This window comes from Acinetobacter sp. ABJ_C1_1, assembly GCF_044684115.1.
Taxonomy (GTDB): domain Bacteria; phylum Pseudomonadota; class Gammaproteobacteria; order Pseudomonadales; family Moraxellaceae; genus Acinetobacter; species Acinetobacter nosocomialis_A.
This window is the reverse complement of record NZ_JBITPU010000008.1, coordinates 1-19981: the sequence shown is the minus strand read 5'-3', so window position 1 is coordinate 19981 and position 19981 is coordinate 1. Positions and strand designations below refer to the sequence as shown.

The window sequence follows — 19981 nt, the reverse complement described above, 5'->3', positions numbered from 1 at the left end:
TGAAACTCATTTCTTATAATCAGCATTAAAAATATGACAGTTCGTTTTATTTTCGCAACAATAAAAAAAGATATAAATATAAAAAAACCTCACTATTTTGTGAGGTTTTTTATAGATAAGCTGCAAATTATTTTTCTGTTTCAAATAATGCTGCTACAAATGATTTCGCCGAGAACGGTCTTAAATCATCAATTTTTTCACCCACGCCAATAAAACGAATTGGTACATGAGTACGGCTAGCAATATTAAACAGCACACCACCTTTTGCAGTGCCGTCCAACTTAGTAATAGTAATACCAGTTAAACCAACTGCCTGGTCAAATTCTTGTACTTGGTTAATTGCATTTTGCCCTGTACCAGCATCTACTACTAACATAATTTCATGCGGTGCCGTTGCATCAATTTTTTGCATAACACGCTTAACTTTCTTAAGCTCTTCCATCAAGTTACTTTTGTTATGTAAGCGGCCTGCGGTGTCTGCAATCAATACATCAATACCTTTAGCTCGCGCACTTTCAAAAGCATCAAAAATAACCGAAGCACTGTCTGCACCATGGCCTTGAGCAACAACGGAAATATCGTTACGCTCACCCCAAATTTGTAATTGCTCAGTAGCAGCTGCACGGAATGTATCACCCGCTGCTAGCATTACTTTCTTGCCTTCGCCTTGCAAACGCTTAGCCAATTTACCAATAGTCGTTGTTTTTCCAACGCCATTCACACCCACCATTAAAATCACATAAGGCGATTTATTTGGGTCAATATGTAAAGGCTTCACACGTGGAGCAAGTAAAGCGACCAACTCTTCTTGTAAAGCTTTATAAAGCGAATGTGAGTAAATCAAATCACCACGTGCAGTACGTTCAGTTAAGTTGGTAATAATCGTTTTTGTTGCATCAACACCAATATCTGCAACTAATAATTGCTCTTCGACTTCTTCAAGCAACTCATCATCAATTTCTTTACCACCAATTAAGATATTGACCATACCATCGGTGAAATTACGACGAGTTTTAGTCAAACCTTCTTTCATTCGGCCAAAAAAGCCAGACTTTGGTTGCTCTGGTTCAGTTGAAGGTGCAGCTTCAACAACTTCTTCAGCTTTTACTTCTTGCTTAACAGGTGACTCAACGATAGGAACATCGATAGCAGGTAAATTAGGTAATGTGACATCGTCATCCCCGATCTCAGCATCTATCAAGAATTTATTTTGCATATTCGATTGTTGTTGCATGCCGATTCCTTGAAAAGCAGCGTGTTAAAAAACAGAAAGTTTAGCATAAATTCAAGTTTTTGCCTGCTCCAATAGCGAGCAAAACCTTGTTGAAATAAAGACAGTACTTATTGAGTATCTTCTTGTGCTAACGCAGGATATTCCTTGATGTGATCATGTTCAAACTGATAAGCATGCATTAACTTTAAATACTCTGCTCTATGAATTTTTGATTGAGCCATAATCAACTCAGCCATATCTTGAGTTCTAGGATATGTCGCCTGCCGTGAAAGTTGCACAATACGTTGATACTGTTCTGAGTTGACAGGACGAAGTAATGCTAAATAAGACAGCATAAAAATACAGCCAATGATAATAATCACAACCAGATTAAAACATTGATCTGCCTTGAACTCAGACTTTAATTTAAGAAAATTTTTTTTGAATGTGAGCATGACCTACCTCTAATTTATGTAGTGTAGGGTTCAATGCACTTCAGCACAAGGTCAAAATCCAGTAAGGCTCTATTCTTTATCCTTACTGGATGACAAACTTTAGCTTATTAAAGAGCGAATTACAGAGAAGTATAAGATTGCCGCAATAATTACTAAAACCAGTAACATAGCAAAAATGCTTAAACCTTCTTCTGCATCAGCCGGATGCAATTCATCTTCATCTGCAATTTTTCTAAGCTCACCATCATATACATTATAGAATCGAGCTTTTTGGTCAGGGGCTAATTGACGAGCATAGTCAAAAACACGTTTACGTTGTGCTAGACAATAATCCCCTAAATGTATTTCTTGATGGAAAATTGCTTCATCTAATAATTTACGATGGTAATGGGCAAGCTCTATGATTTGCTCCTCTCTAGGAGGAGTATCAAAAACAAAGCCATCGATAGTATTTGTCATAGTTATTCTCCTTGTCTTTTATTCTCATATTGATTTTACTCAAAATTATTTGTGAATAATGTTTAATCATGTATCCTAATAGTGAACTAACTGATGCCGACCAATAGTTGACAAATCCATTAATTTGTAATATTAGTTTAACAATTCTAAGTTACATTAGTTCAAAGGCAGTGGCCTTTAGAAAAAGTAATCATAATTAAAATAAGGAGTTTTATATGATTCAACGTATCTCTCATCATGATTTAGAACATGTATACGCAACTGCGGTTAACACAATTCACTCTCAAATGAATTTCCAAGATGCGGTTGCACAGTTAGAAGAAGTTGCTCGTGCTGGTCACGGTAAAGCTGCTCTGTTCTTAGCAGAACTATATTATCAAGGTTTCCGTGTAGAACGTGACTCCATGAAAGCACAATATTGGCAGAAGTTGGCCACGATGCAAGCATAAATAAACGTCACCTAGGTGGCGTTTTTTTATGTCTGAAAGAAACTCGATATAGATCAATTCTTCTGTTATTTTTCTTGCGCTTCACCAAAGCTTTAATCGCTTTGTCTCGCTCAGGTGGCGTTTTTTATACCGATACAAAACCAAAATTATCTATTTATCTACAACCTTACTTCGACACTTCAGTCATGGCTCAGGTGGCGTTTTTTTATGCCTATAAAAATTCAATATAGACAAACTAAATTGCTATTTTTCTTGCGCTTCGCCAAAGCTTTAATCGCTTTGTCTTGCTCAGGTGGCGTTTTTTCTCCTGTAAGAGACTAAAGTTATCTATTTATCTACAGCCTTACTTCATCACTTGAATCTCGGCTCCAGCATTACCTTTTTTTGGGCATTGATCTATATAGATATTTCGAGCCATCAATATTTGTTTACGATTTGACACCTGTTTAAACTGAAATGTCATGTGGTTTTCTTATAATAGGCAAGACAAGTTGAGAACCTTTAAATTTAAAATGAACAGTTTAACTAATCTACAACCGGTTTCTAAAGACTTGATGATCAAGATTTATATTTTAAGAACCATGATGTACTGTGGGGTTCTTTGGGGACTATTTGATGAAGGCTGGGCTATTAAATCAGATCAGGAAGATTTTATTTTCCCGTTTTGGTTAAATGGAGTTCAAGCACATCGATATGCCAAAACTCATTGGCCTAATTACAAGCCAAGAAAAATTACCCCAAAAGACTTCCATGAATCTTTATTACCTACTTTAACACGGTTAAAAGTGACCCCTGCTTTATTTAACTCATCTCATCGTAAGTTGAAGTTATCTACTCAACAAATGCATCATTTCTTTTTTAATCATCCGAAATGGCAGGTAGCTTAAAGTTTTAAGCTACCAAATTTAGAGTGCTTTTTGAGCGCTTGAGCATTAAATCTATATTTGAATGACTCGTTAGTCTTTGCATTTTTTAAAAATCGAGCTAATTTAAATCAAAATGATAAAACAACAGGACAGAAGAAATGACTATCGTTGCACAAGTAATTAAGAACAAATCTGAACAAGCGATTTTTACAATTTCACCCGAAGCAACTGTCCTCGAAGCAATTACGATTATGGCTGAAAAAGGTATTGGTGCTTTAGTCGTAGCAGAAGGTGAAAAAGTTGTCGGAATATTATCTGAACGTGATTACACACGAAAAGTAACACTTATGGAGCGTTCGTCTTATAGCACTACCGTTGCCGAAATTATGACGGCAAAAGTAATTACGGTAGGTTTAAATAATACAGTTGAAGAATGTTTACAGCTCATGACCGATCGTCATTTACGTCACCTACCTGTATTGGATAATGGAAAATTGGTTGGTTTTATTTCAATTGGTGACTTAGTTAAAGCCGCTATGGAAGACCAAAAAGTTTTGATTGAACAATTAAAACAATATATTTCAGGCTAAATATAAAAAATAAAAATGGGCGATTAACGCCCATTTTTATTGTCTTTAAAACTTAAAGATAATTCGTAATTAAAGCGACTAAACGCTCTAGCAAAATATCGGCTTGAGCTTGTGTCATATTAATTGGAGGTAATAAACGAACCACAGAACCTGCGGTAACGTTAATAATAAGCTTGTATTCATCACGAGCAATCGCAACAAGCTCAGCACAATCTTTAGGTAGTTGAATACCAATCATCATACCAAAACCACGTACTTGTACGTTCTTACCAGACAATTGGGCACGTAATTGGTCAACAATATAGTTACCCACTACTGCTGCATTCTCTACTGCATTTTCCTTCTGAATCGTATCAATTACCGTATAAACCACACGAGAACCCAATACCGTACCGCCATAAGTCGAACCATGGCTTCCAGGTCCTAACAAACCTACAGCTTTACCTTGAGTCATTACAGCACCCACTGGAAAACCATTACCTAAACCTTTTGCAGTGGTTAAAACATCTGGAATAATATTTGTATGTTGATATGCGAAGTACTTACCTGTACGACCATTACCAGTTTGGATTTCATCCAGCATCATCAACCAGTTATGCTGATTACAAAGGTGGCGAACTTCTTCTAAATAGCTAAACCCTTGTGGCGCGGTATTAATGCCGCCTTCGCCCTGAATCGGCTCAATCAAAATAGCAACGATATCTGGATGTTGTAAGGCCGCTTCTTGAATCGCTTCAATATCACCAAATGGCACTCGAATAAAGCCTTCTACCAAAGGAGCGAAACCATCTTGTACTTTTTTATTCCCTGTTGCAGAAAGCGTAGCTAAAGTACGACCATGAAATGATTGCTCAGCAACAATAATCTTTGGCAGGCTTATACCTTGTTGAGTACCAAATTTACGCGCAATTTTAATTGCACCTTCATTTGACTCAGCACCACTGTTTGAAAAGAAAATCTCTTCCATACCCGAAACTTCAGCAAGCTTTTGAGCTGCCGCAGTTTGCCAAGGAATTTCAAACAAATTACTTGTATGTACGAGTGTAGCTGCTTGTTCTGCAATTGCCTCTGCAATAGCTGAATGAGCGTGTCCTAAACCACATACAGCAATACCAGTAAGTGCATCTAAATATTCTGTACCATCTTGTGTATAAAGATATGCCCCTCGGCCTCGGACAAAACTGATCGATTGGCGACCATAAGTAGCCATTAAGTGTGTTGGTTGATCAGGTTGTACTGGAGCTAGGGTAATATCAGTCATCACGAACTCTGTCTGTATGAGGTTTTAAGAAGGGTTTATATAAACAAAAACTTGCGCTGATGAAAAGTCTCATGACTCATTTATCTAAAATTTCGTCTGCTTTTTACTATCACTTCGGTTTATACAATAAAATATTGAATATTCTATGCAACTTTAAGCAACAAGGTGGTTTGCAAAGCAATGTGAACACCCCCTATAATGCTGCAAGATTAGTTGAGGATCTACATATGACTGAACAAGCACGTGATACTGAAGCGTTAATTCGCGATCAAATTGCGAAGCATCCCGTTTTACTTTACATGAAAGGCACTCCACAGTTTCCACAATGTGGTTTCTCTGCACGTGCAGTAGAGGCGCTCAGTCAAATTGGTCGTCCATTTGCATATGTGAACATCTTAGAAAACCCTGATATTCGTGCAACTTTACCAAAAATTGCAAACTGGCCTACTTTCCCACAATTATGGGTAAATGGTGAGCTTATTGGTGGTAGTGATATCATGCTCGAAATGTTCCAAAATGGCGAATTAAAACCATTAATCGAACAATACAGCGCAGCTCCAGAAGCATAATAATAAAAAAGCCAATCGAAAGATTGGCTTTTTTATACTCATGAATTTAACAATCACTTATCCCTACATAGCGAAATAAACCATCTACACCAAGATCTGCTTTTAAAATAGTTAGATTTTTATATGGTGTAGTCGTTATCGCATCAAAAATATTCATGTTCGGATCTTCATGTAACTCATCTACATTTTGAGTCATGCATTCTTCAAAACGGTCAGCTACAAATTCAAAGCCCAAATCCATCGCAATGAACAATGTATGTTCACAAGGTTGAACGTACTGTTCTTGTGTCCAATCAATAACCGCAAGCTTACAAATTGGGCAAAGAATATTGGCCTCTGCATTCTGTAATTCAACTAACTGGTAAGACATACTTTAAAAAAAAATCGAGAAAAATACATTTTATGAAAAATAGTGTATGAACGCCATATTTGATTTTTAATTACAAAAAATAAATTACAAAAACATTCCAATGTAATTACATTTAAATTTCAAATTATCTAAATCCCCCTTTTTAAGTCATATTTATAAGCTTTTTACAAAAAATTAAAATCAAATTTTATCGTTGCAAAACTAATAATGTAAAATCTTTAGTGTTGCATAAATAGGATATTTTAATGCTCACAGATCTTGATGATTTTTATTGTTTTGCCCTTGTTGTTGAGCATGGTGGATTTAGTGCTGCCGAACGTGTTACCGACATTCCAAAATCAAAATTAAGTCGTCGTGTTTATAATTTAGAGGAAAATTTAGGGGTTCGCTTAATTCAGCGTAGTTCTCGTCATTTTGCTGTTACCGATATCGGGATGGATATCTATAGACACGCGCAAGTCATGATGAATGCTGCTCAAGCAGCCCATGATTTAGTTGATCACTTAAGTATTCAACCGAGAGGTGTAGTCAAAGTAAGTGTTCCGGTAGACATTGCACAAAACCAGCTACCTAAAATTTTACCGGCATTCTTAAAAAAATACCCTGAGATTCGTTTACAACTGATTGTAAGTAACCGCCGCGTTGATGTTATTAATGAAGGTATTGATGTCGCTCTACGCGTCAGATCAAAATTAGATGATGACCCTAGCCTAGTCCTTAGACAGTTTTCACTGATAGAACAGAGTCTCTTTGCGAGCCAAGCTTATTTAAATGAGTTTGGTAATATTAAGACACCTGAAGAATTAAGTGATCACCGAATTTTAAGTTTGTCTGAAGAGCATTTAGATCAACAATTTATATTACACGGCCCAGATAACCAGCTAAAAAAAGTGAAAGTTAGCCCAACTGTAATGGGAACAAATATCTACATGCTCGCCCAACTTGCGAGTCAAAATTGTGGTATTGCGTTGTTACCTGACACAGCGGCTGAAGACTTTGTGAAATCGGGGCAACTTGTGCAAATCTTGCCAGATTGGAAAGCAGCTCACGGTATATTCCATGCTGTTTATCCTTCTCGTAGAGGATTACTCCCAGCAGTGCGTGTATTTATTGATTATCTTGTGGAACAACTTTCAGAACATTAATAAATTAAGCTCCATAAAAAAGTTCGATAAATTATCGAACTTTTTTATAACTATTAAATTTCCAGATAGCTTCCCACACCTTCTGGCCATGGTGTCAGTAATTCAAAACCTGTATCTGTAACAGCAACCATGTGTTCCCATTGAGCAGATAAAGAAAGGTCTTGAGTAATAACCGTCCAACCATCGTTTAATTCTTTAACTTGAGGTTTCCCTGCATTAACCATAGGTTCAATCGTAAAGACCATACCTTTCTTCAGAACTAAACCTTGGCCACGTTGCCCATAATGCAGAATATTAGGCTGCTCATGGTAAACTTTACCAATGCCATGCCCGCAGTATTCACGGACAATACTATATCCTTCGCGATGAGCAACTGATTGGATGGCATAACCAATATCACCTAAAGTAGCTCCTGGTTTAACTGTGTGAATACCAGCAACCATCGCCTCATAGGTTGTTTCAACTAATTTTTTCGCATGTGGATTTACGTTGCCCACATAATACATACGACTCGTATCACCGAAGTAGCCATCTTTGATAATTGCTACGTCAATATTAATAATATCGCCATCTTTTAAAACTTTATTTGGCGAAGGTATACCATGACAAACAACTTCATTCACTGAGGTACAAATTGTTTTTGTAAACCCATGATAACCAACATTGGCAGGAATAACTTTTAAAGTATTTACGATGTAATCATTGCAAATATTATCTAAATATTCAGTTGTTACACCTGGCTTAACGTACTTCCCTATCATTTCTAAAACTTGTGCAGCCAAACGCCCAGAAATTCTTAATTTTTCCAGATCTTGTTCAGTTTTAATTGTAACAGTAGAAGCTCTCATTCAATTTTATCCTCGTAGGGACTGTTTTTACCATGCCTACAAAAATGTTAGTTAATTTAGAGTATTTTAGAATGGATATAGGATAGGCGGAAAGCTTTAAATGCCCAAATATTCAACATTCATAATCGTATTTTATATTTTTATTTTTACATAATTTCCTTAAAAAGTCAGACTTAAAAACTGTTTTCTTTACTTCTTTCAATGATTTTTCAATTAGATAACTTAACCAGTTGATATTTTTCATATCTCTGAATGATTTTTAAGTCCTGAAAAAAAGCTTTTTCACATAAAATAGCGCTTGATCATGCTCTCTTTTGCTCTAAAATTCTTTCTTTTTCGTTAAATTTAATTTATGCAACAACTTCGTACCGGAGATATTATTGCCTTAGGTTTTATGACCTTTGCTCTCTTTATTGGAGCTGGCAATATTATCTTTCCTCCCATTGTGGCACAACAAGCCGGTGATCACGTATGGCTAGCTGCCATAGGCTTTTTGATTACTGCCGTTGGCTTACCCGTAATTACGATTATGGCACTCTCTCGTATGCAGGGTTCCATTGAAATTATTAGTTCACCTTTAGGTCGTATCGCAAGTCTGATTTTAACAGTGGTCTGTTATTTATCAGTTGGCCCTTTATTTGCTACGCCACGTACTGCAACAGTTTCTTATGAAATTGGCTTTTCGTCTTACTTTGGAACATCAAGCAGTAGTCTTCTAATTTACAGTGCGATTTACTTTGCATTTGTAACTATTGTTTCTTTATATCCAAACAAGCTTTTAGATACAGTTGGACATGTTCTAGCACCTCTAAAAATTATCGCTTTAGCAATTTTAGGTATTGCAGCGGTTATGATTCCTGCGGGCTATGTTCCTGCGCCTATTAATCATTATGTTAACTCTCCTGTTTCAGAAGGTTTCGTAAATGGTTATCTCACTATGGACACTTTAGGTGCCTTAGTATTTGGTATCGTCATTATTCAAGCAATTTATTCGCGTGGTGTTACTGATAAAAAACTAGTAACCAAGTATGCAATTATTGCTAGCCTTATCTCAGGTGTTGGTCTTACTTTAGTTTACTTAAGCTTATTTAAATTAGGTTTAGGTAGCCATGAAGTCGCGCCAAATGCAGCGAATGGTGCTGTAATCCTACATGCATATGTTCAACATGCTTTTGGAAACATGGGTTCATTATTCTTAACTGGCCTCATTTTCTTAGCCTGTATGGTTACTGCAATTGGTTTAACTTGTGCATGTGGTGAATATTTTGCCCAACTCACTAAGTTACCGTATAAGCTTTTAGTTTTCATCTTAGTTGGTTTCTCTTTCATTATTTCTAATCTTGGATTGACCAAACTAATTGCTGTATCAGTACCGGTTTTAAGTGCAATTTACCCACCTGCTATTGTGGTTATTATGCTCAGTTTCTTCTGGAAATTTTGGCATAAGCCATCGTTTATTGTTGGTTCAGTAACAAGTATTGCTTTAATTTTCGGAATTATCGATGGGCTTAAAGTTGCTGGTTTTGGGGATAACCTTCCTACTTTCCTTCAACATTTACCATTAAATGAACAAAACTTGGCATGGTTGATCCCATCTTTAGTTGTTCTTGCGGTGACCACCCTTATCGACAAAGTTAAACATAAAAACATTTAATCTGGTGTTTTTTTGAAATCGAGTTTTACCCAAACATGATTTTATATATCGAATAAAATGCTGCGTTTACCCAACCGGCATTTTATTTCCAACACCAGTATTTAATGACAATTCAACTCTAGATATAATTAATTTTTACTGTAATATTACACTAAAATAATTTTTAGCTTACTCAGGAAAGAAGAGCATAAATGAAAACTAAATATTACCTAACATTAGCAGATGCAGAGTTTTTAATGGAAGAAGCTCAAAAATATGCAATCGAACACAACTTCAAAGTCAGTATAGCCATTGTTGATGAAACAAGCTCTTTATTACTTATGAAACGCCTAGATGGCGCTTCTCCTCTCAGTACACATATATGTCTAGAAAAAGCTAAATGCTCATCAATGAGCGGCCGTCCTTCAAAATTTTACGAAGAACTTCTTCAAAATGGCCGTCTTGGTTTCTTAAGTCTACCAAGTGCTAAAGGTATGCTAGAAGGCGGAAAAGCGATTATTTATGAAGGCCAAATTTTAGGCGCAATTGGTGTTTCTGGTGTCCAATCTTTTGAAGATGCTGAAATTGCACAACACGCAATTGATGTCTTCTTAAAGAAACAAAGCAACTAAATTAAATTGAGAGAAAAGAGAAATTATTACACTTTTCACCTAAAAGTTTCTCTTTTCTAAAATATTAAGTATTTTATACAAAAATATTTAATATTTACCTTTCTTATACCTTAACTATTTATAAATATAGAGGTTTTCATAAAACTGTTCAAAATTTTTTCAATTGACTATTGAATTAAGCTAAAAATACAAGTACAACATTAAACTTATTCTTGACTAAAACATTCGGTTTTAGCGCAACCACAAGGAGGGATGGAGATGTTATCATTACATTTCAACAAACAAGTCTTCATTAACACTCTGAACAGTAAAGATTCAGTTGTTTATGGAGTAACGACGCTTGCTCTTATGCTGACTCTACTGTTTCAAGGTATGATTAAAGGGAATCTCAAACCCGAATACTTTATGTATGCCATGGTTGTTTCTTTCGTATTTTGTGTATGGGCCTTTGTCGACCACAAAATGCGAAAATTAGCTAAAAGACGACTTAGTCAACAGAAATAATAGAATTCAAAAATGGATGAGTGATCATCCATTTTTTATTTGCTTAAAAACAACAAGATCGTTCCCATAACCAAAATAGCAGTTGCTAGTAGCTCAGTAACAATTAAAGCGATCATCATGAAAGTCATTAACCATGTCGGTAAACTAAAGTGCCCTAACCTATGGGGTTTTTTAAACTGATTGGTTGTATCCTGCAAAAACCCGTGAATGATATAAACTAAAATTGAGAAACTAAAAAATAGTATATTTGGCAATACACACCATAAAGCAATATCTTCATTTAAAACCGTAAAATAACTTAATACAGCCAAAATGAGTGTAGCTGCTGCATAAAGCAAACTGCTTCTATGTGCAATGTCTACGTAATAATGTGCACGGCTTAATTCAGAACGGCGAATTTGCCAATACTTCCATACTCCTGTTAACATTCCTATCCATAAAAAAACACCACTAAAGACAATAGCCAACTGTACAGCTTTCGATATTTCCATCATTTCCTTTATTCGTTTTATTAAAATTTGCAGAGCTGTATAACATAAATCTTGACTTTATAGTCACATTTTAATCAAGTACCTTTTCAGAACTCATGTACATTAAGGTAAATGATTATACAATTCACTTTAAATCTATGGATAAGACTTATGAATCTTTTTGGATAACCTGTAAAGATGGTTATCAGCTTGCAGCTCAATTTTATCCTGCTCAAGAAAAGAAAACTGAATACCCTGTCCTTATTTGTCCAGCAACAGGTATTACTAAAAATTTTTATCATTCTTTTGCAACTTGGCTAGGTCAACAAGGCCACGATGTATTGAGTTTCGATTTCCGTGGTATTGGCGAGTCTCTACATGGAGCTTTAAAACAAAGTACCGCAAGTATTACCGACTGGGGAACACTTGATATCCCTGCTGCAATTGATGCTTTATTAACAAAAACGAAAGTAAATCAAGTTATTCTTATTGGACACAGCGCGGGTGGACAATTACTAGGAGTCGTACCTAACTATAATAAAGTTGCAAAAGTAATAACGGTTGCAGGCTCAACTGGACATATTAAAGGCCTTAAGGGAAAAACCAAGTTTCTAGCACCAGTTATGTTTAATCTTATCTTCCCTGTTTCTAGTGTTGTTAAAGGTTATGGTGCAACTCAATTCATTGGTATGGGAGAAAATCTACCTAAAAAAGTTGCTCAACAATGGCGAGAGTTTTGTAGTCGTCCCGGATATGTGAAAAATGCCATAGGCAAGACTATTTTTCATGATTTTCATTCAGATATTCAGTGTTCAATTACGGCTATTTGGGCTGATGATGATGAAATTGCAACTAAACGCAACGTACAAGAATTATTAAGTTTATATCCAAATGCAAATAAAAAAATGATTGAACTTAATCCAAAAGATTTAGGATATAAATCAATTGGCCATATGTTGTTATTTAAAAAATCACATCAAAAACTTTGGCCTATTTTAGAACAAGAAATAAATCATTAATCACCGCTTTTATTTTCGCCTCTAAGTCAGTAATCCGGCTTAGAGGTTTTTTTGTATTAAAAACGAGCAGCTTTTTACTTAAATGCGTCGATATACATTTAAAGTTCTGCTAAGGTAATTCATCTGAAGCTGTTGTCAAAACAGGTATATTTACTTGTTTAATGCAAACAGCTTCTTTTTTTCTGTTTTAGCTAAAGCCAAAGAAATTGTTCAAGGATAATTATGCTAGCACTAGAGCCTCAACATATTCATATGAATCAACGTGCTGTTGATAAAACACATGCATTAAAGTGTCTAGTAGATATATTAGAAAAAGATGGGTTAGTTACACCTGAATATATAACAGGACTCGTCAATCGTGAACAACAAAGCGCGACTTACTTAGGCCAAGGTATTGCTATTCCCCACGGTACTCCTCAATCACGTGAATATATTCTAAAAACAGGTATTCGCTTAGCTCATTTTCCTGAAGGCGTGATCTGGGATGGAGAAAATAAAATCTATTTAGCTGTCGTGATTGCAGCGAAATCGGACGAACATTTACAAGTTTTGCAAATTCTTACTCGGGCATTAATGCATGATGTAAGTGAACAAGTAAAAAATGCTTCTAAACCTGAACAAATTATAGAATTACTACAAGCTCAGCCATTATCTTTAGCGCTTCATGAAAATCTCATTCAAACCGAAATTGATGCGCAAGATATCGAAGACTTATTTTGGACAGCTTCTCAAACGCTAAAAAAACATAATTTTGTAAAATGTGGTTTTCTAAGTTCACTTGATCCAGAACAAGCCATTCAACTGCAAGATCAAATTTGGTCCATTTCCAGCAATCACTTTGTTCAGCAACCTGCTATTAGCATTACTAAACCATCAAAAGTTTTAGAGCTAAATGGTAAAAAGCTAAATACTCTCGTTTGTATTGCTGCTAATGATCAGCTCGATAATGAAAGATTTAATCGTTTAATTGATATTTTATTTAACCCGGAGCAAGTGGCCGAGTTAGATAAAACTCAAGCTCCAAACGAAATTGCAAAAATTATTGGGGCTGATGTTATTCCAGACTGGCCTCAACGTTCAGTTGTATTAGCAAATGCCCACGGTTTACATGCTCGACCAGCTACACATTTAGTCAATCTCACAAAAACGTTCCAAGGTGATATTCAAGTTGCTGTAGATGATGGTAGTTTTGTTTCTGCTAAAAGTTTAACTCGTCTTTTAGCCTTAGGTTGTAAACGTGGTCAAACTCTACGTTTTATCGCAGAACCAGAAACCGATGCAGTAGATGCCTTAGATCAAGTAGTCTTGGCAGTACAGCAAGGCTTAGGTGAAGAAGTTGAGGCAATAGCAGTAACCAGCGAACCACCTGAACAGCAACCTGTGCAAGCTGCCGTATCAAATGCTACGACATTAGCTAACAATACGGGCATTGCGGCATCAAGTGGTTTAGCTTTTGGCCCAGTACATGTGATTAAACCAAAGGTTTATCAATATGAACGTATGGGTTTAAGTGTAAAAGCTGAGAAAGAAAATTTAGATATTGCATTACATGCCATCAAAAACAATATTCACCAAGTTATTGCCAAAGCTGATGCTTCCGAAATTAAACAAATCTTTCAAGCTCATTTAGAAATGCTTGATGATCCTGATTTGATTAATGGTGTCTATCAAAAAATTAACCAAAATTTATCAGCACCAGCTGCTTGGCATGAGCATATTGAAGCTGCTGCCAAAGCACAGGAAGCCTTACCAGACCGTTTGCTCGCTGAACGTGCAACAGACTTACGCGATATTGGTGACCGTGTTTTAACACAACTATGTGGTGAAGTGGTTATTGAAGAGCCTAAAGAGCCGTATATTTTAATTATGCATGATGTTGGGCCAAGCGATGTGGCTCGTCTTAACAAAGATCGCGTTGCAGGTATTTTAACTGCTATAGGCGGTGCAAGTGCTCATAGTGCAATTGTGGCACGTGCTTTAGGCATTCCAGCTATTGTTGGTGCTGGTGAACAAGTCTTGCAAATTGATCAAAAAAGCACCCTACTCATTAATGGTGACACGGGAACTTTTGTTTTAAATCCAGATACCGTTCAAATCGAACAAGCGAAGCAAGAGCGTGAGCAACAGCGTCAAATTCGTGAAGAAGCCGAACGTCATAGCCAAGAACCTGCTATTACTTTAGATCAACACCAAGTCGAAATTGCTGCCAATTTAGGTAAAGTTCAAGCAACAGCACAAGCAGTAGAATGTGGTGCAGAAGCCATTGGACTACTTCGTACAGAGCTGGTTTTCATGTCTCATAGCAGTGCACCTAATGAAACTGTCCAAGAAGCTGACTACCGAGTGGTATTAGATGCACTTGCTGGCCGCCCACTTGTTGTACGAACATTAGACGTAGGTGGTGACAAACCCTTACCTTACCTACCAATTGCTGAGGAAGAAAATCCATTCTTAGGGTTACGGGGAATTCGTTTAACCTTAAGACGTCCTGAGCTTTTAAGACAGCAATTAACTGCTTTATTAAAAGCATCGGATAATCGTCCATTACGAATTATGTTCCCTATGATTGGACGCGTTGAAGAATGGCGTGCTGCAAAAGCGATTCTTGATGAAGTAAGAGCTCAACATCCATGTGACAATTTACAAGTTGGCATTATGATTGAAGTTCCTTCTGCAGCTTTACTTGCGCCAATTCTTGCACAAGAAGTCGACTTTTTCAGTATCGGAACAAATGACCTAACTCAATACACTTTAGCGATTGACCGAGGTCACCCAATACTCTCAGCTGAAGCAGATGGATTGCACCCAAGTATTCTCAATTTGATTGATCAAACTGTTAAAGCTGCCCACAAACACGGCAAATGGGTAGGAATCTGTGGTGAGCTTGCAGCAGACCCGAAAGCTGTACCTATTCTCATGGGATTGGGCGTGGACGAACTGAGTATGTCGCCAAATAGCATTCCACTAGTAAAAGCTCAAATTCGTACGCTGAGCTATAGTCATGCTCAAAAACTTGCGCAACAAGCTTTACTGTGTGATAGCGCCCCTGCTGTACGCCAGCTCTCTGAACAAGACTTATAAAATTGGGAATAGTAATGGCTAAAATTTTAACAGTTACTTTAAACCCTGCAATTGATGTAACCATCCAACTAAATGAGTTACAGGTAGGTGAAGTGAACCGACAAGAGTCGGTAGAAATTCATGCGGCTGGTAAAGGCCTTAATGTTGCTCAAGTATTAAAAGACTTAGGTCACGATGTCATCGTAACCGGTTTTTTAGGTGAGCATAATCGACAAATTTTCGATACACATTTTACCCAAGCTCAATTTCAACCCGAATTCATTTATATTGATGGGGAAACACGCCAAAATATAAAAATTGCTGAGCATTCTGGGCGGATGACCGATTTAAACGGCAAAGGATTCTTTGTTTCTGAAACAGACAAACAAAGCCTATTTAATAAGATTGAAGCTTTGTTACCACAAGTTGAAGTGGTTGCAATAGCTGGCAGCCTACCCCAAGGTTTTAGTATTGATGAGTTACAACAACTTATTCAACTGATCAAAAAACAAAATAAAAAAGTTGCATTAGATACCAGCGGTAAAGCTTTGGTTGCCGCAATTGCATGTCAACCTTGGATGATCAAGCCTAATACCGATGAGCTCGTAGAAAGTTATCAACGTCCTGCAACAAGCTATGCTGAACAAAGAAAACTTTTTGACAGCTTAGCCGATATTGAGCATGTGGTGATTTCAATGGGTGAAGACGGCGTAAACTGGCTGCATGCCACCCACCCCCTACATGCTCAAGCACCAAAAGTTATTGTAAAAAGTACAGTCGGTGCTGGTGATTCCCTCTTAGCGGGTATGATCCACGGACTTGTAAGCCAACTATCTCCTGAAGAAACTTTAAAAACTGCGACAGCAATTGCAAGCCATGCTGTAACACAAATTGGTTTTCGAATTCCTAGTCCAGAGGTTCTAGACCAATTAAAAGCACAAACTACTATCAATTCATTGAGTGAATCTGATGCAAACTGCTAAACATTTATTATTTGTCACTAATAGTCCGCAACAGCAAGTCAATGCTTTGATTTTAGCTCGTAAACTTGCTTTAGTCGCAACACAACATGGCTATAAACACAGCGTTATTTCACTCGATGAATTTGAATCAAGTGATGACTTTAATCATGTGATTATTGTTGGGCAACAACCTAAAAATCTAAATATTTTTGGTCAAAGTGCTTTGTCTTTAGTGTCTATTCAAGATATTAAAGAAGATGCTGATAAAGCACTTTTAACGGCGCTTGAACATTCGAAACCAGCAAATGAATGGGATCAAAAACCTAAGCAGACTTCAAGTGGAGCAACTCACTTTGTTGCAATTACTGCTTGTCCAACTGGAGTTGCCCATACATTTATGGCAGCTGAAGCGTTACAGCAAGGTGCAGAGAGACTTGGATATCAAATCGATGTAGAAACTCAAGGTTCTGTGGGTGCGAAGAATATTTTATCAGCACAAGCGATTGCGGATGCCGATATTGTTATTCTTGCCACTGACATTGAAGTCAACACAGACCGTTTTGTAGGTAAACGTGTTTATCGATGCAGTACTGGTTTTGCATTAAAACAAACCGACAAAGCCTTTGCTGAAGCAATTGCGAATGCACAAGTTTTAGAACAAGGTAAACAACAAGCTACAACGGAAAATAAAGATAAAACTGAAAAAGTTGGTGTGTATAAACACTTATTAACTGGTGTTTCTTATATGCTGCCTATGGTTGTTGCAGGCGGCCTGTTAATTGCACTTTCTTTATGTTTTGGTCTAAATGCAGCCGAACAAGCAGGCAGCCTACCAGCCATATTAAAACAGATTGGTGCGGCAGCATTTACCCTCATGGTACCGATGCTGTCGGGTTATATTGCATATTCAATTGCAGATCGTCCTGGCCTTGCACCTGGTTTAATTGGTGGGTTATTAGCAGCACAGCTACAAGCGGGCTTTTTAGGTGGCATTGTTTCGGGCTTCCTTGCAGGTTATATCGCATTATTTATTGCCAAAAAACTTAAACTACCAACTAGCTTAGAATCTCTTAAACCTATTTTAATTATTCCATTATTAGGAACATTATTTGTCGGTCTCATTATGTTCTATGTGGTTGGCCAACCAGTAGCACATATTTTTGAGTTAATGAAAGATTTCCTTAACAACATGGGCACTACAAATGCCGTATTAATGGGAATTATTCTGGCAAGTATGATGTGTATTGATTTAGGTGGCCCAATCAACAAAGCTGCTTATGCTTTTACAGTCGGTTTACTTACAACCAATACTTACATGCCAATGGCAGCCACTATGGCCGGCGGAATGGTTCCTGCAATAGGTATGGCAATTGCGACCTTCCTTGCTAGAAATAAATTTAGTACAGGTGAGAAAGATGCCGGTAAAGCTGCTTTCGTGCTTGGACTATGTTTTATTTCAGAAGGTGCAATTCCATTTGCAGCAAAAGATCCAATGCGTGTTATTCCAACTTGTATTTTAGGTGGTGCAGTAACTGGCGCATTAGTTGCTCTATTTCACTGTGAACTTGTTACCCCACACGGTGGCGTATTTGTACTTCTGATTCCAAATGCAATCAATCACGCTTGGTTATATCTAGCAGCAATTGCAGCTGGAAGCATCGTAACGGGTGTAAGTTATGCCATCATTAAGAAGAACCAAGAAGAAAAGTTATTACCGAACGCATAGCTTATAAAAGGGAGAATTAATATTCTCCCTTTTTGTTTCTCAAATTATTTATTAATTTGAGTCGCACGTGCCATCACTTGTTCAGGAATATCTTGAGCTAATATCACTGCAAGAGTTGGCTTTTTGATTAGATTCTTCTTTTAAGTTCTGAGCTTCTAGCACTCTATTTACATATTTAAGTTCTAATTTGAAAGAATCACCCTATTTAAAAAAAATATTTTAATATTTAAAAATCAATAACATAAAAACAAATATTCAATAAAATTTATAGATTATTCATCAATCGTGTTAAATATATGGTAAATTTTTAGCATTTCAAACCAAATCAAGCTATTGATTAAATTTAACATTTCTTTATTAAATGGATTGATTTTTTATAGTTATGACTTTATAGACAAAAAATTTTTATAGAAATGTCACGTTCAAAACAACTTTTTTTTTCTAGGATTCTCATGCAAACAGGTATCGTTCATTTTACGAACAAGCGAGCAGCCAAGTTCAAATAAACGGTAAGAAATAAGTTTTATCAGATTAGCAAAATTTATAGTTTGTCCTTGTTAAATCAAACAATATAAATTTTGCTCATGACTTAAAGTCCTGATATAACTTGCTTAGTGAAACTATATTTTTCAACTATTAAAATTAGTTTCATAAAATGCGATCCACCAAGGTATGGGGAAAAGTCAATGACAAAGAAGTATGCGCGTTTTTTACCTACAACGGAATCTTTCACTCTTGAAGATTTTCCATATTATTGGATTACTCAGGTCCATGCTCAATATGTTCAAAATATTGATAATGCCCTTAAAAAATATGGCTTAGATAACTCACGTCGACGTATTATGCTAGCGCTAAGTAGTAAACCTCACGCTAGCGTGTCTGAACTATCTGACATGATTATTTCAAAAATGTCGACTACAACTAAAATTGTTTATCGCTTAAAAGATGAAGGTTTAGTTGAAACATATTCTTGCCAAACTGATGGTCGTATTACACGTGTATATCTTACTGAACGTGGTACTGAAATGATTAATAAAATTAACGATCTAACCAGTGTCGTACTTGAGCAATCATTTGAAGGTATTACCCCTCTACAGTTAGAAAAAATGATGGAAAGTTTAAAAATGCTTTTAAAAAATCTATCTCGTTAATTTCTTTTAAACTTGCAAAATTTTTTAAATTTCAAGCTCTCTTATGAGGGCTTTTTTATATTTACTGATTAGGGACTCAGAACCTAGATTTCACAAAGTAGCCAATTAAACACTATGCTTGTTGACATGTTCTTTCAACTCCAGTAGAAACTCTCTTTTATTATCTACATTGTAATTTTAGGAAAAAATGGCTAAAAGAAAATATAAAAGTGATAAATTTCAGGTACGTCGTATTAACCGCCAATGGTGGGTACTCGAGAAGGACTTGGAAACGAACTGCTACGCTAAGCATGAACAAGTAGCTACAAAAACATTAGCGAATAATTATGCTGATGATTATATAGAGCAATACTATATGAATCTCTATATTCAACAACAGTTGAAAAAACCAGAAACCGTATAAAAAGCCTTTATGGCTTTTTTTATTTATAATTTAAAAATTTAATAAACAGTAAAATAATAAAATTTTTGGCATAAAAAAAACCTACATCTTGGGGAAAATGTAGGCTATAAAATGCACAAAAAGGAATGATATATCCTTTTTGACAAGAAGAATTTTACGCTACTGCAAGCTCTTATTTTATATTACTTTTGTAAAG

At 36.3% G+C, this 19981-nt stretch carries 21 protein-coding genes; 14 read left to right on the top strand and 7 right to left on the bottom strand.

The features are described 5' to 3' along the window. Positions 1–127: 127 nt before the first annotated feature. The 3 genes from ftsY to ACG59Z_RS10855 all read right to left on the bottom strand — a co-directional run bounded on the left by ftsY (position 128) and on the right by ACG59Z_RS10855 (position 2127). On the bottom strand, positions 128–1234 hold the full coding sequence (ftsY, locus tag ACG59Z_RS10865) for a signal recognition particle-docking protein FtsY (RefSeq protein ID WP_311087473.1): 1107 nt from the start codon (positions 1232–1234) through the stop codon (positions 128–130). A gap of 107 nt (positions 1235–1341) precedes the next feature. Then, complete coding sequence (locus ACG59Z_RS10860; RefSeq protein WP_400199293.1) at positions 1342–1668, bottom strand: hypothetical protein; 327 nt, start codon at positions 1666–1668, stop codon at positions 1342–1344. Positions 1669–1767: 99 nt separating this feature from the next. Then, positions 1768–2127, bottom strand: a complete 360-nt coding sequence (locus ACG59Z_RS10855; RefSeq protein ID WP_400199291.1) for a hypothetical protein — start codon at positions 2125–2127, stop codon at positions 1768–1770. 215 nt (positions 2128–2342) lie between these two features. On the opposite strand from ACG59Z_RS10855, the gene ACG59Z_RS10850 reads away from it, so the two are divergent. The 3 genes from ACG59Z_RS10850 to ACG59Z_RS10840 all read left to right on the top strand — a co-directional run bounded on the left by ACG59Z_RS10850 (position 2343) and on the right by ACG59Z_RS10840 (position 4032). Continuing rightward, positions 2343–2576: a hypothetical protein gene (locus ACG59Z_RS10850; protein WP_002050673.1), complete on the top strand. Its 234-nt coding sequence runs from the start codon at positions 2343–2345 to the stop codon at positions 2574–2576. 512 nt (positions 2577–3088) lie between these two features. Then, positions 3089–3463, top strand: coding sequence for a DUF2750 domain-containing protein (locus ACG59Z_RS10845; RefSeq protein WP_263613862.1), 375 nt, complete (start codon positions 3089–3091; stop codon positions 3461–3463). 137 nt (positions 3464–3600) lie between these two features. After that, on the top strand, positions 3601–4032 hold the full coding sequence (locus tag ACG59Z_RS10840) for a CBS domain-containing protein (RefSeq protein WP_002132959.1): 432 nt from the start codon (positions 3601–3603) through the stop codon (positions 4030–4032). 52 nt (positions 4033–4084) lie between these two features. Here the strand turns inward: ACG59Z_RS10840 and ACG59Z_RS10835 are convergent, their stop codons facing one another. Beyond that, positions 4085–5293, bottom strand: a complete 1209-nt coding sequence (locus tag ACG59Z_RS10835; RefSeq protein ID WP_400199288.1) for an aspartate aminotransferase family protein — start codon at positions 5291–5293, stop codon at positions 4085–4087. A gap of 227 nt (positions 5294–5520) precedes the next feature. Here ACG59Z_RS10835 and grxD point away from each other — a divergent pair, with 227 nt between their 5' ends. Continuing rightward, on the top strand, positions 5521–5862 hold the full coding sequence (grxD, locus tag ACG59Z_RS10830) for a Grx4 family monothiol glutaredoxin (protein ID WP_000138830.1): 342 nt from the start codon (positions 5521–5523) through the stop codon (positions 5860–5862). A gap of 46 nt (positions 5863–5908) precedes the next feature. Here grxD and ACG59Z_RS10825 read toward each other — a convergent pair whose 3' ends face one another. Further along, complete coding sequence (locus tag ACG59Z_RS10825; protein ID WP_396482426.1) at positions 5909–6232, bottom strand: hypothetical protein; 324 nt, start codon at positions 6230–6232, stop codon at positions 5909–5911. 245 nt (positions 6233–6477) lie between these two features. Between ACG59Z_RS10825 and ACG59Z_RS10820 the strand changes: the two genes are divergently transcribed. Then, on the top strand, positions 6478–7377 hold the full coding sequence (locus ACG59Z_RS10820) for a LysR family transcriptional regulator (RefSeq protein WP_311070777.1): 900 nt from the start codon (positions 6478–6480) through the stop codon (positions 7375–7377). A 53-nt stretch (positions 7378–7430) separates the two neighbouring features. On the opposite strand, the gene map is transcribed toward ACG59Z_RS10820, so the two are convergent. Next, the gene (gene map / locus ACG59Z_RS10815; protein ID WP_400199285.1) at positions 7431–8225 is read right to left on the bottom strand and encodes a type I methionyl aminopeptidase; all 795 of its coding nucleotides are present in this window, start codon (positions 8223–8225) and stop codon (positions 7431–7433) included. 352 nt (positions 8226–8577) lie between these two features. Here map and brnQ point away from each other — a divergent pair, with 352 nt between their 5' ends. The 3 genes from brnQ to ACG59Z_RS10800 all read left to right on the top strand — a co-directional run bounded on the left by brnQ (position 8578) and on the right by ACG59Z_RS10800 (position 10994). Then, positions 8578–9879 (top strand): branched-chain amino acid transport system II carrier protein, encoded by a 1302-nt coding sequence (gene brnQ / locus ACG59Z_RS10810; protein ID WP_400199283.1) that lies wholly within the window; start codon positions 8578–8580, stop codon positions 9877–9879. 191 nt (positions 9880–10070) lie between these two features. Continuing rightward, positions 10071–10490: a heme-binding protein gene (locus ACG59Z_RS10805; RefSeq protein ID WP_212283806.1), complete on the top strand. Its 420-nt coding sequence runs from the start codon at positions 10071–10073 to the stop codon at positions 10488–10490. Positions 10491–10748: 258 nt separating this feature from the next. Continuing rightward, entirely contained in the window at positions 10749–10994 is a 246-nt protein-coding gene (locus ACG59Z_RS10800) for a hypothetical protein (protein ID WP_000949688.1), read from the top strand. Between the two features lie 35 nt (positions 10995–11029). Here the strand turns inward: ACG59Z_RS10800 and ACG59Z_RS10795 are convergent, their stop codons facing one another. Beyond that, positions 11030–11485 carry a hypothetical protein gene (locus tag ACG59Z_RS10795; RefSeq protein ID WP_400199458.1) on the bottom strand — a complete coding sequence of 152 codons (456 nt, stop codon included), beginning with the start codon at positions 11483–11485 and terminating at the stop codon, positions 11030–11032. A gap of 137 nt (positions 11486–11622) precedes the next feature. Between ACG59Z_RS10795 and ACG59Z_RS10790 the strand changes: the two genes are divergently transcribed. The 6 genes from ACG59Z_RS10790 to ACG59Z_RS10765 all read left to right on the top strand — a co-directional run bounded on the left by ACG59Z_RS10790 (position 11623) and on the right by ACG59Z_RS10765 (position 19785). After that, on the top strand, positions 11623–12483 hold the full coding sequence (locus ACG59Z_RS10790; RefSeq protein ID WP_400199280.1) for an alpha/beta fold hydrolase: 861 nt from the start codon (positions 11623–11625) through the stop codon (positions 12481–12483). Between the two features lie 222 nt (positions 12484–12705). Beyond that, the gene (ptsP, locus tag ACG59Z_RS10785; RefSeq protein WP_400199279.1) at positions 12706–15564 is read left to right on the top strand and encodes a phosphoenolpyruvate--protein phosphotransferase; all 2859 of its coding nucleotides are present in this window, start codon (positions 12706–12708) and stop codon (positions 15562–15564) included. Positions 15565–15578: 14 nt separating this feature from the next. Beyond that, entirely contained in the window at positions 15579–16526 is a 948-nt protein-coding gene (pfkB, locus tag ACG59Z_RS10780) for a 1-phosphofructokinase (RefSeq protein WP_343568042.1), read from the top strand. Next, positions 16513–18231, top strand: a complete 1719-nt coding sequence (locus ACG59Z_RS10775) for a fructose-specific PTS transporter subunit EIIC (protein ID WP_400199276.1) — start codon at positions 16513–16515, stop codon at positions 18229–18231. Before pfkB ends, ACG59Z_RS10775 begins: the two co-directional genes overlap by 14 nt. Positions 18232–18917: 686 nt before the next feature. Further along, positions 18918–19382: a MarR family winged helix-turn-helix transcriptional regulator gene (locus tag ACG59Z_RS10770; protein ID WP_002050629.1), complete on the top strand. Its 465-nt coding sequence runs from the start codon at positions 18918–18920 to the stop codon at positions 19380–19382. 187 nt (positions 19383–19569) lie between these two features. Continuing rightward, complete coding sequence (locus tag ACG59Z_RS10765) at positions 19570–19785, top strand: hypothetical protein (protein ID WP_200028254.1); 216 nt, start codon at positions 19570–19572, stop codon at positions 19783–19785. Positions 19786–19981 lie beyond the last annotated feature (196 nt).

Coding starts and splice junctions, on each gene's coding strand:
- ftsY (WP_311087473.1), bottom strand. CDS start 1,234: ATGCAACAACAATCGAATATGCAAAATAAATTCTTGATAGATGCTGAG.
- ACG59Z_RS10860 (WP_400199293.1), bottom strand. CDS start 1,668: ATGCTCACATTCAAAAAAAATTTTCTTAAATTAAAGTCTGAGTTCAAG.
- ACG59Z_RS10855 (WP_400199291.1), bottom strand. CDS start 2,127: ATGACAAATACTATCGATGGCTTTGTTTTTGATACTCCTCCTAGAGAG.
- ACG59Z_RS10850 (WP_002050673.1), top strand. CDS start 2,343: ATGATTCAACGTATCTCTCATCATGATTTAGAACATGTATACGCAACT.
- ACG59Z_RS10845 (WP_263613862.1), top strand. CDS start 3,089: ATGAACAGTTTAACTAATCTACAACCGGTTTCTAAAGACTTGATGATC.
- ACG59Z_RS10840 (WP_002132959.1), top strand. CDS start 3,601: ATGACTATCGTTGCACAAGTAATTAAGAACAAATCTGAACAAGCGATT.
- ACG59Z_RS10835 (WP_400199288.1), bottom strand. CDS start 5,293: ATGACTGATATTACCCTAGCTCCAGTACAACCTGATCAACCAACACAC.
- grxD (WP_000138830.1), top strand. CDS start 5,521: ATGACTGAACAAGCACGTGATACTGAAGCGTTAATTCGCGATCAAATT.
- ACG59Z_RS10825 (WP_396482426.1), bottom strand. CDS start 6,232: ATGTCTTACCAGTTAGTTGAATTACAGAATGCAGAGGCCAATATTCTT.
- ACG59Z_RS10820 (WP_311070777.1), top strand. CDS start 6,478: ATGCTCACAGATCTTGATGATTTTTATTGTTTTGCCCTTGTTGTTGAG.
- map (WP_400199285.1), bottom strand. CDS start 8,225: ATGAGAGCTTCTACTGTTACAATTAAAACTGAACAAGATCTGGAAAAA.
- brnQ (WP_400199283.1), top strand. CDS start 8,578: ATGCAACAACTTCGTACCGGAGATATTATTGCCTTAGGTTTTATGACC.
- ACG59Z_RS10805 (WP_212283806.1), top strand. CDS start 10,071: ATGAAAACTAAATATTACCTAACATTAGCAGATGCAGAGTTTTTAATG.
- ACG59Z_RS10800 (WP_000949688.1), top strand. CDS start 10,749: ATGTTATCATTACATTTCAACAAACAAGTCTTCATTAACACTCTGAAC.
- ACG59Z_RS10795 (WP_400199458.1), bottom strand. CDS start 11,485: ATGGAAATATCGAAAGCTGTACAGTTGGCTATTGTCTTTAGTGGTGTT.
- ACG59Z_RS10790 (WP_400199280.1), top strand. CDS start 11,623: ATGGATAAGACTTATGAATCTTTTTGGATAACCTGTAAAGATGGTTAT.
- ptsP (WP_400199279.1), top strand. CDS start 12,706: ATGCTAGCACTAGAGCCTCAACATATTCATATGAATCAACGTGCTGTT.
- pfkB (WP_343568042.1), top strand. CDS start 15,579: ATGGCTAAAATTTTAACAGTTACTTTAAACCCTGCAATTGATGTAACC.
- ACG59Z_RS10775 (WP_400199276.1), top strand. CDS start 16,513: ATGCAAACTGCTAAACATTTATTATTTGTCACTAATAGTCCGCAACAG.
- ACG59Z_RS10770 (WP_002050629.1), top strand. CDS start 18,918: ATGACAAAGAAGTATGCGCGTTTTTTACCTACAACGGAATCTTTCACT.
- ACG59Z_RS10765 (WP_200028254.1), top strand. CDS start 19,570: ATGGCTAAAAGAAAATATAAAAGTGATAAATTTCAGGTACGTCGTATT.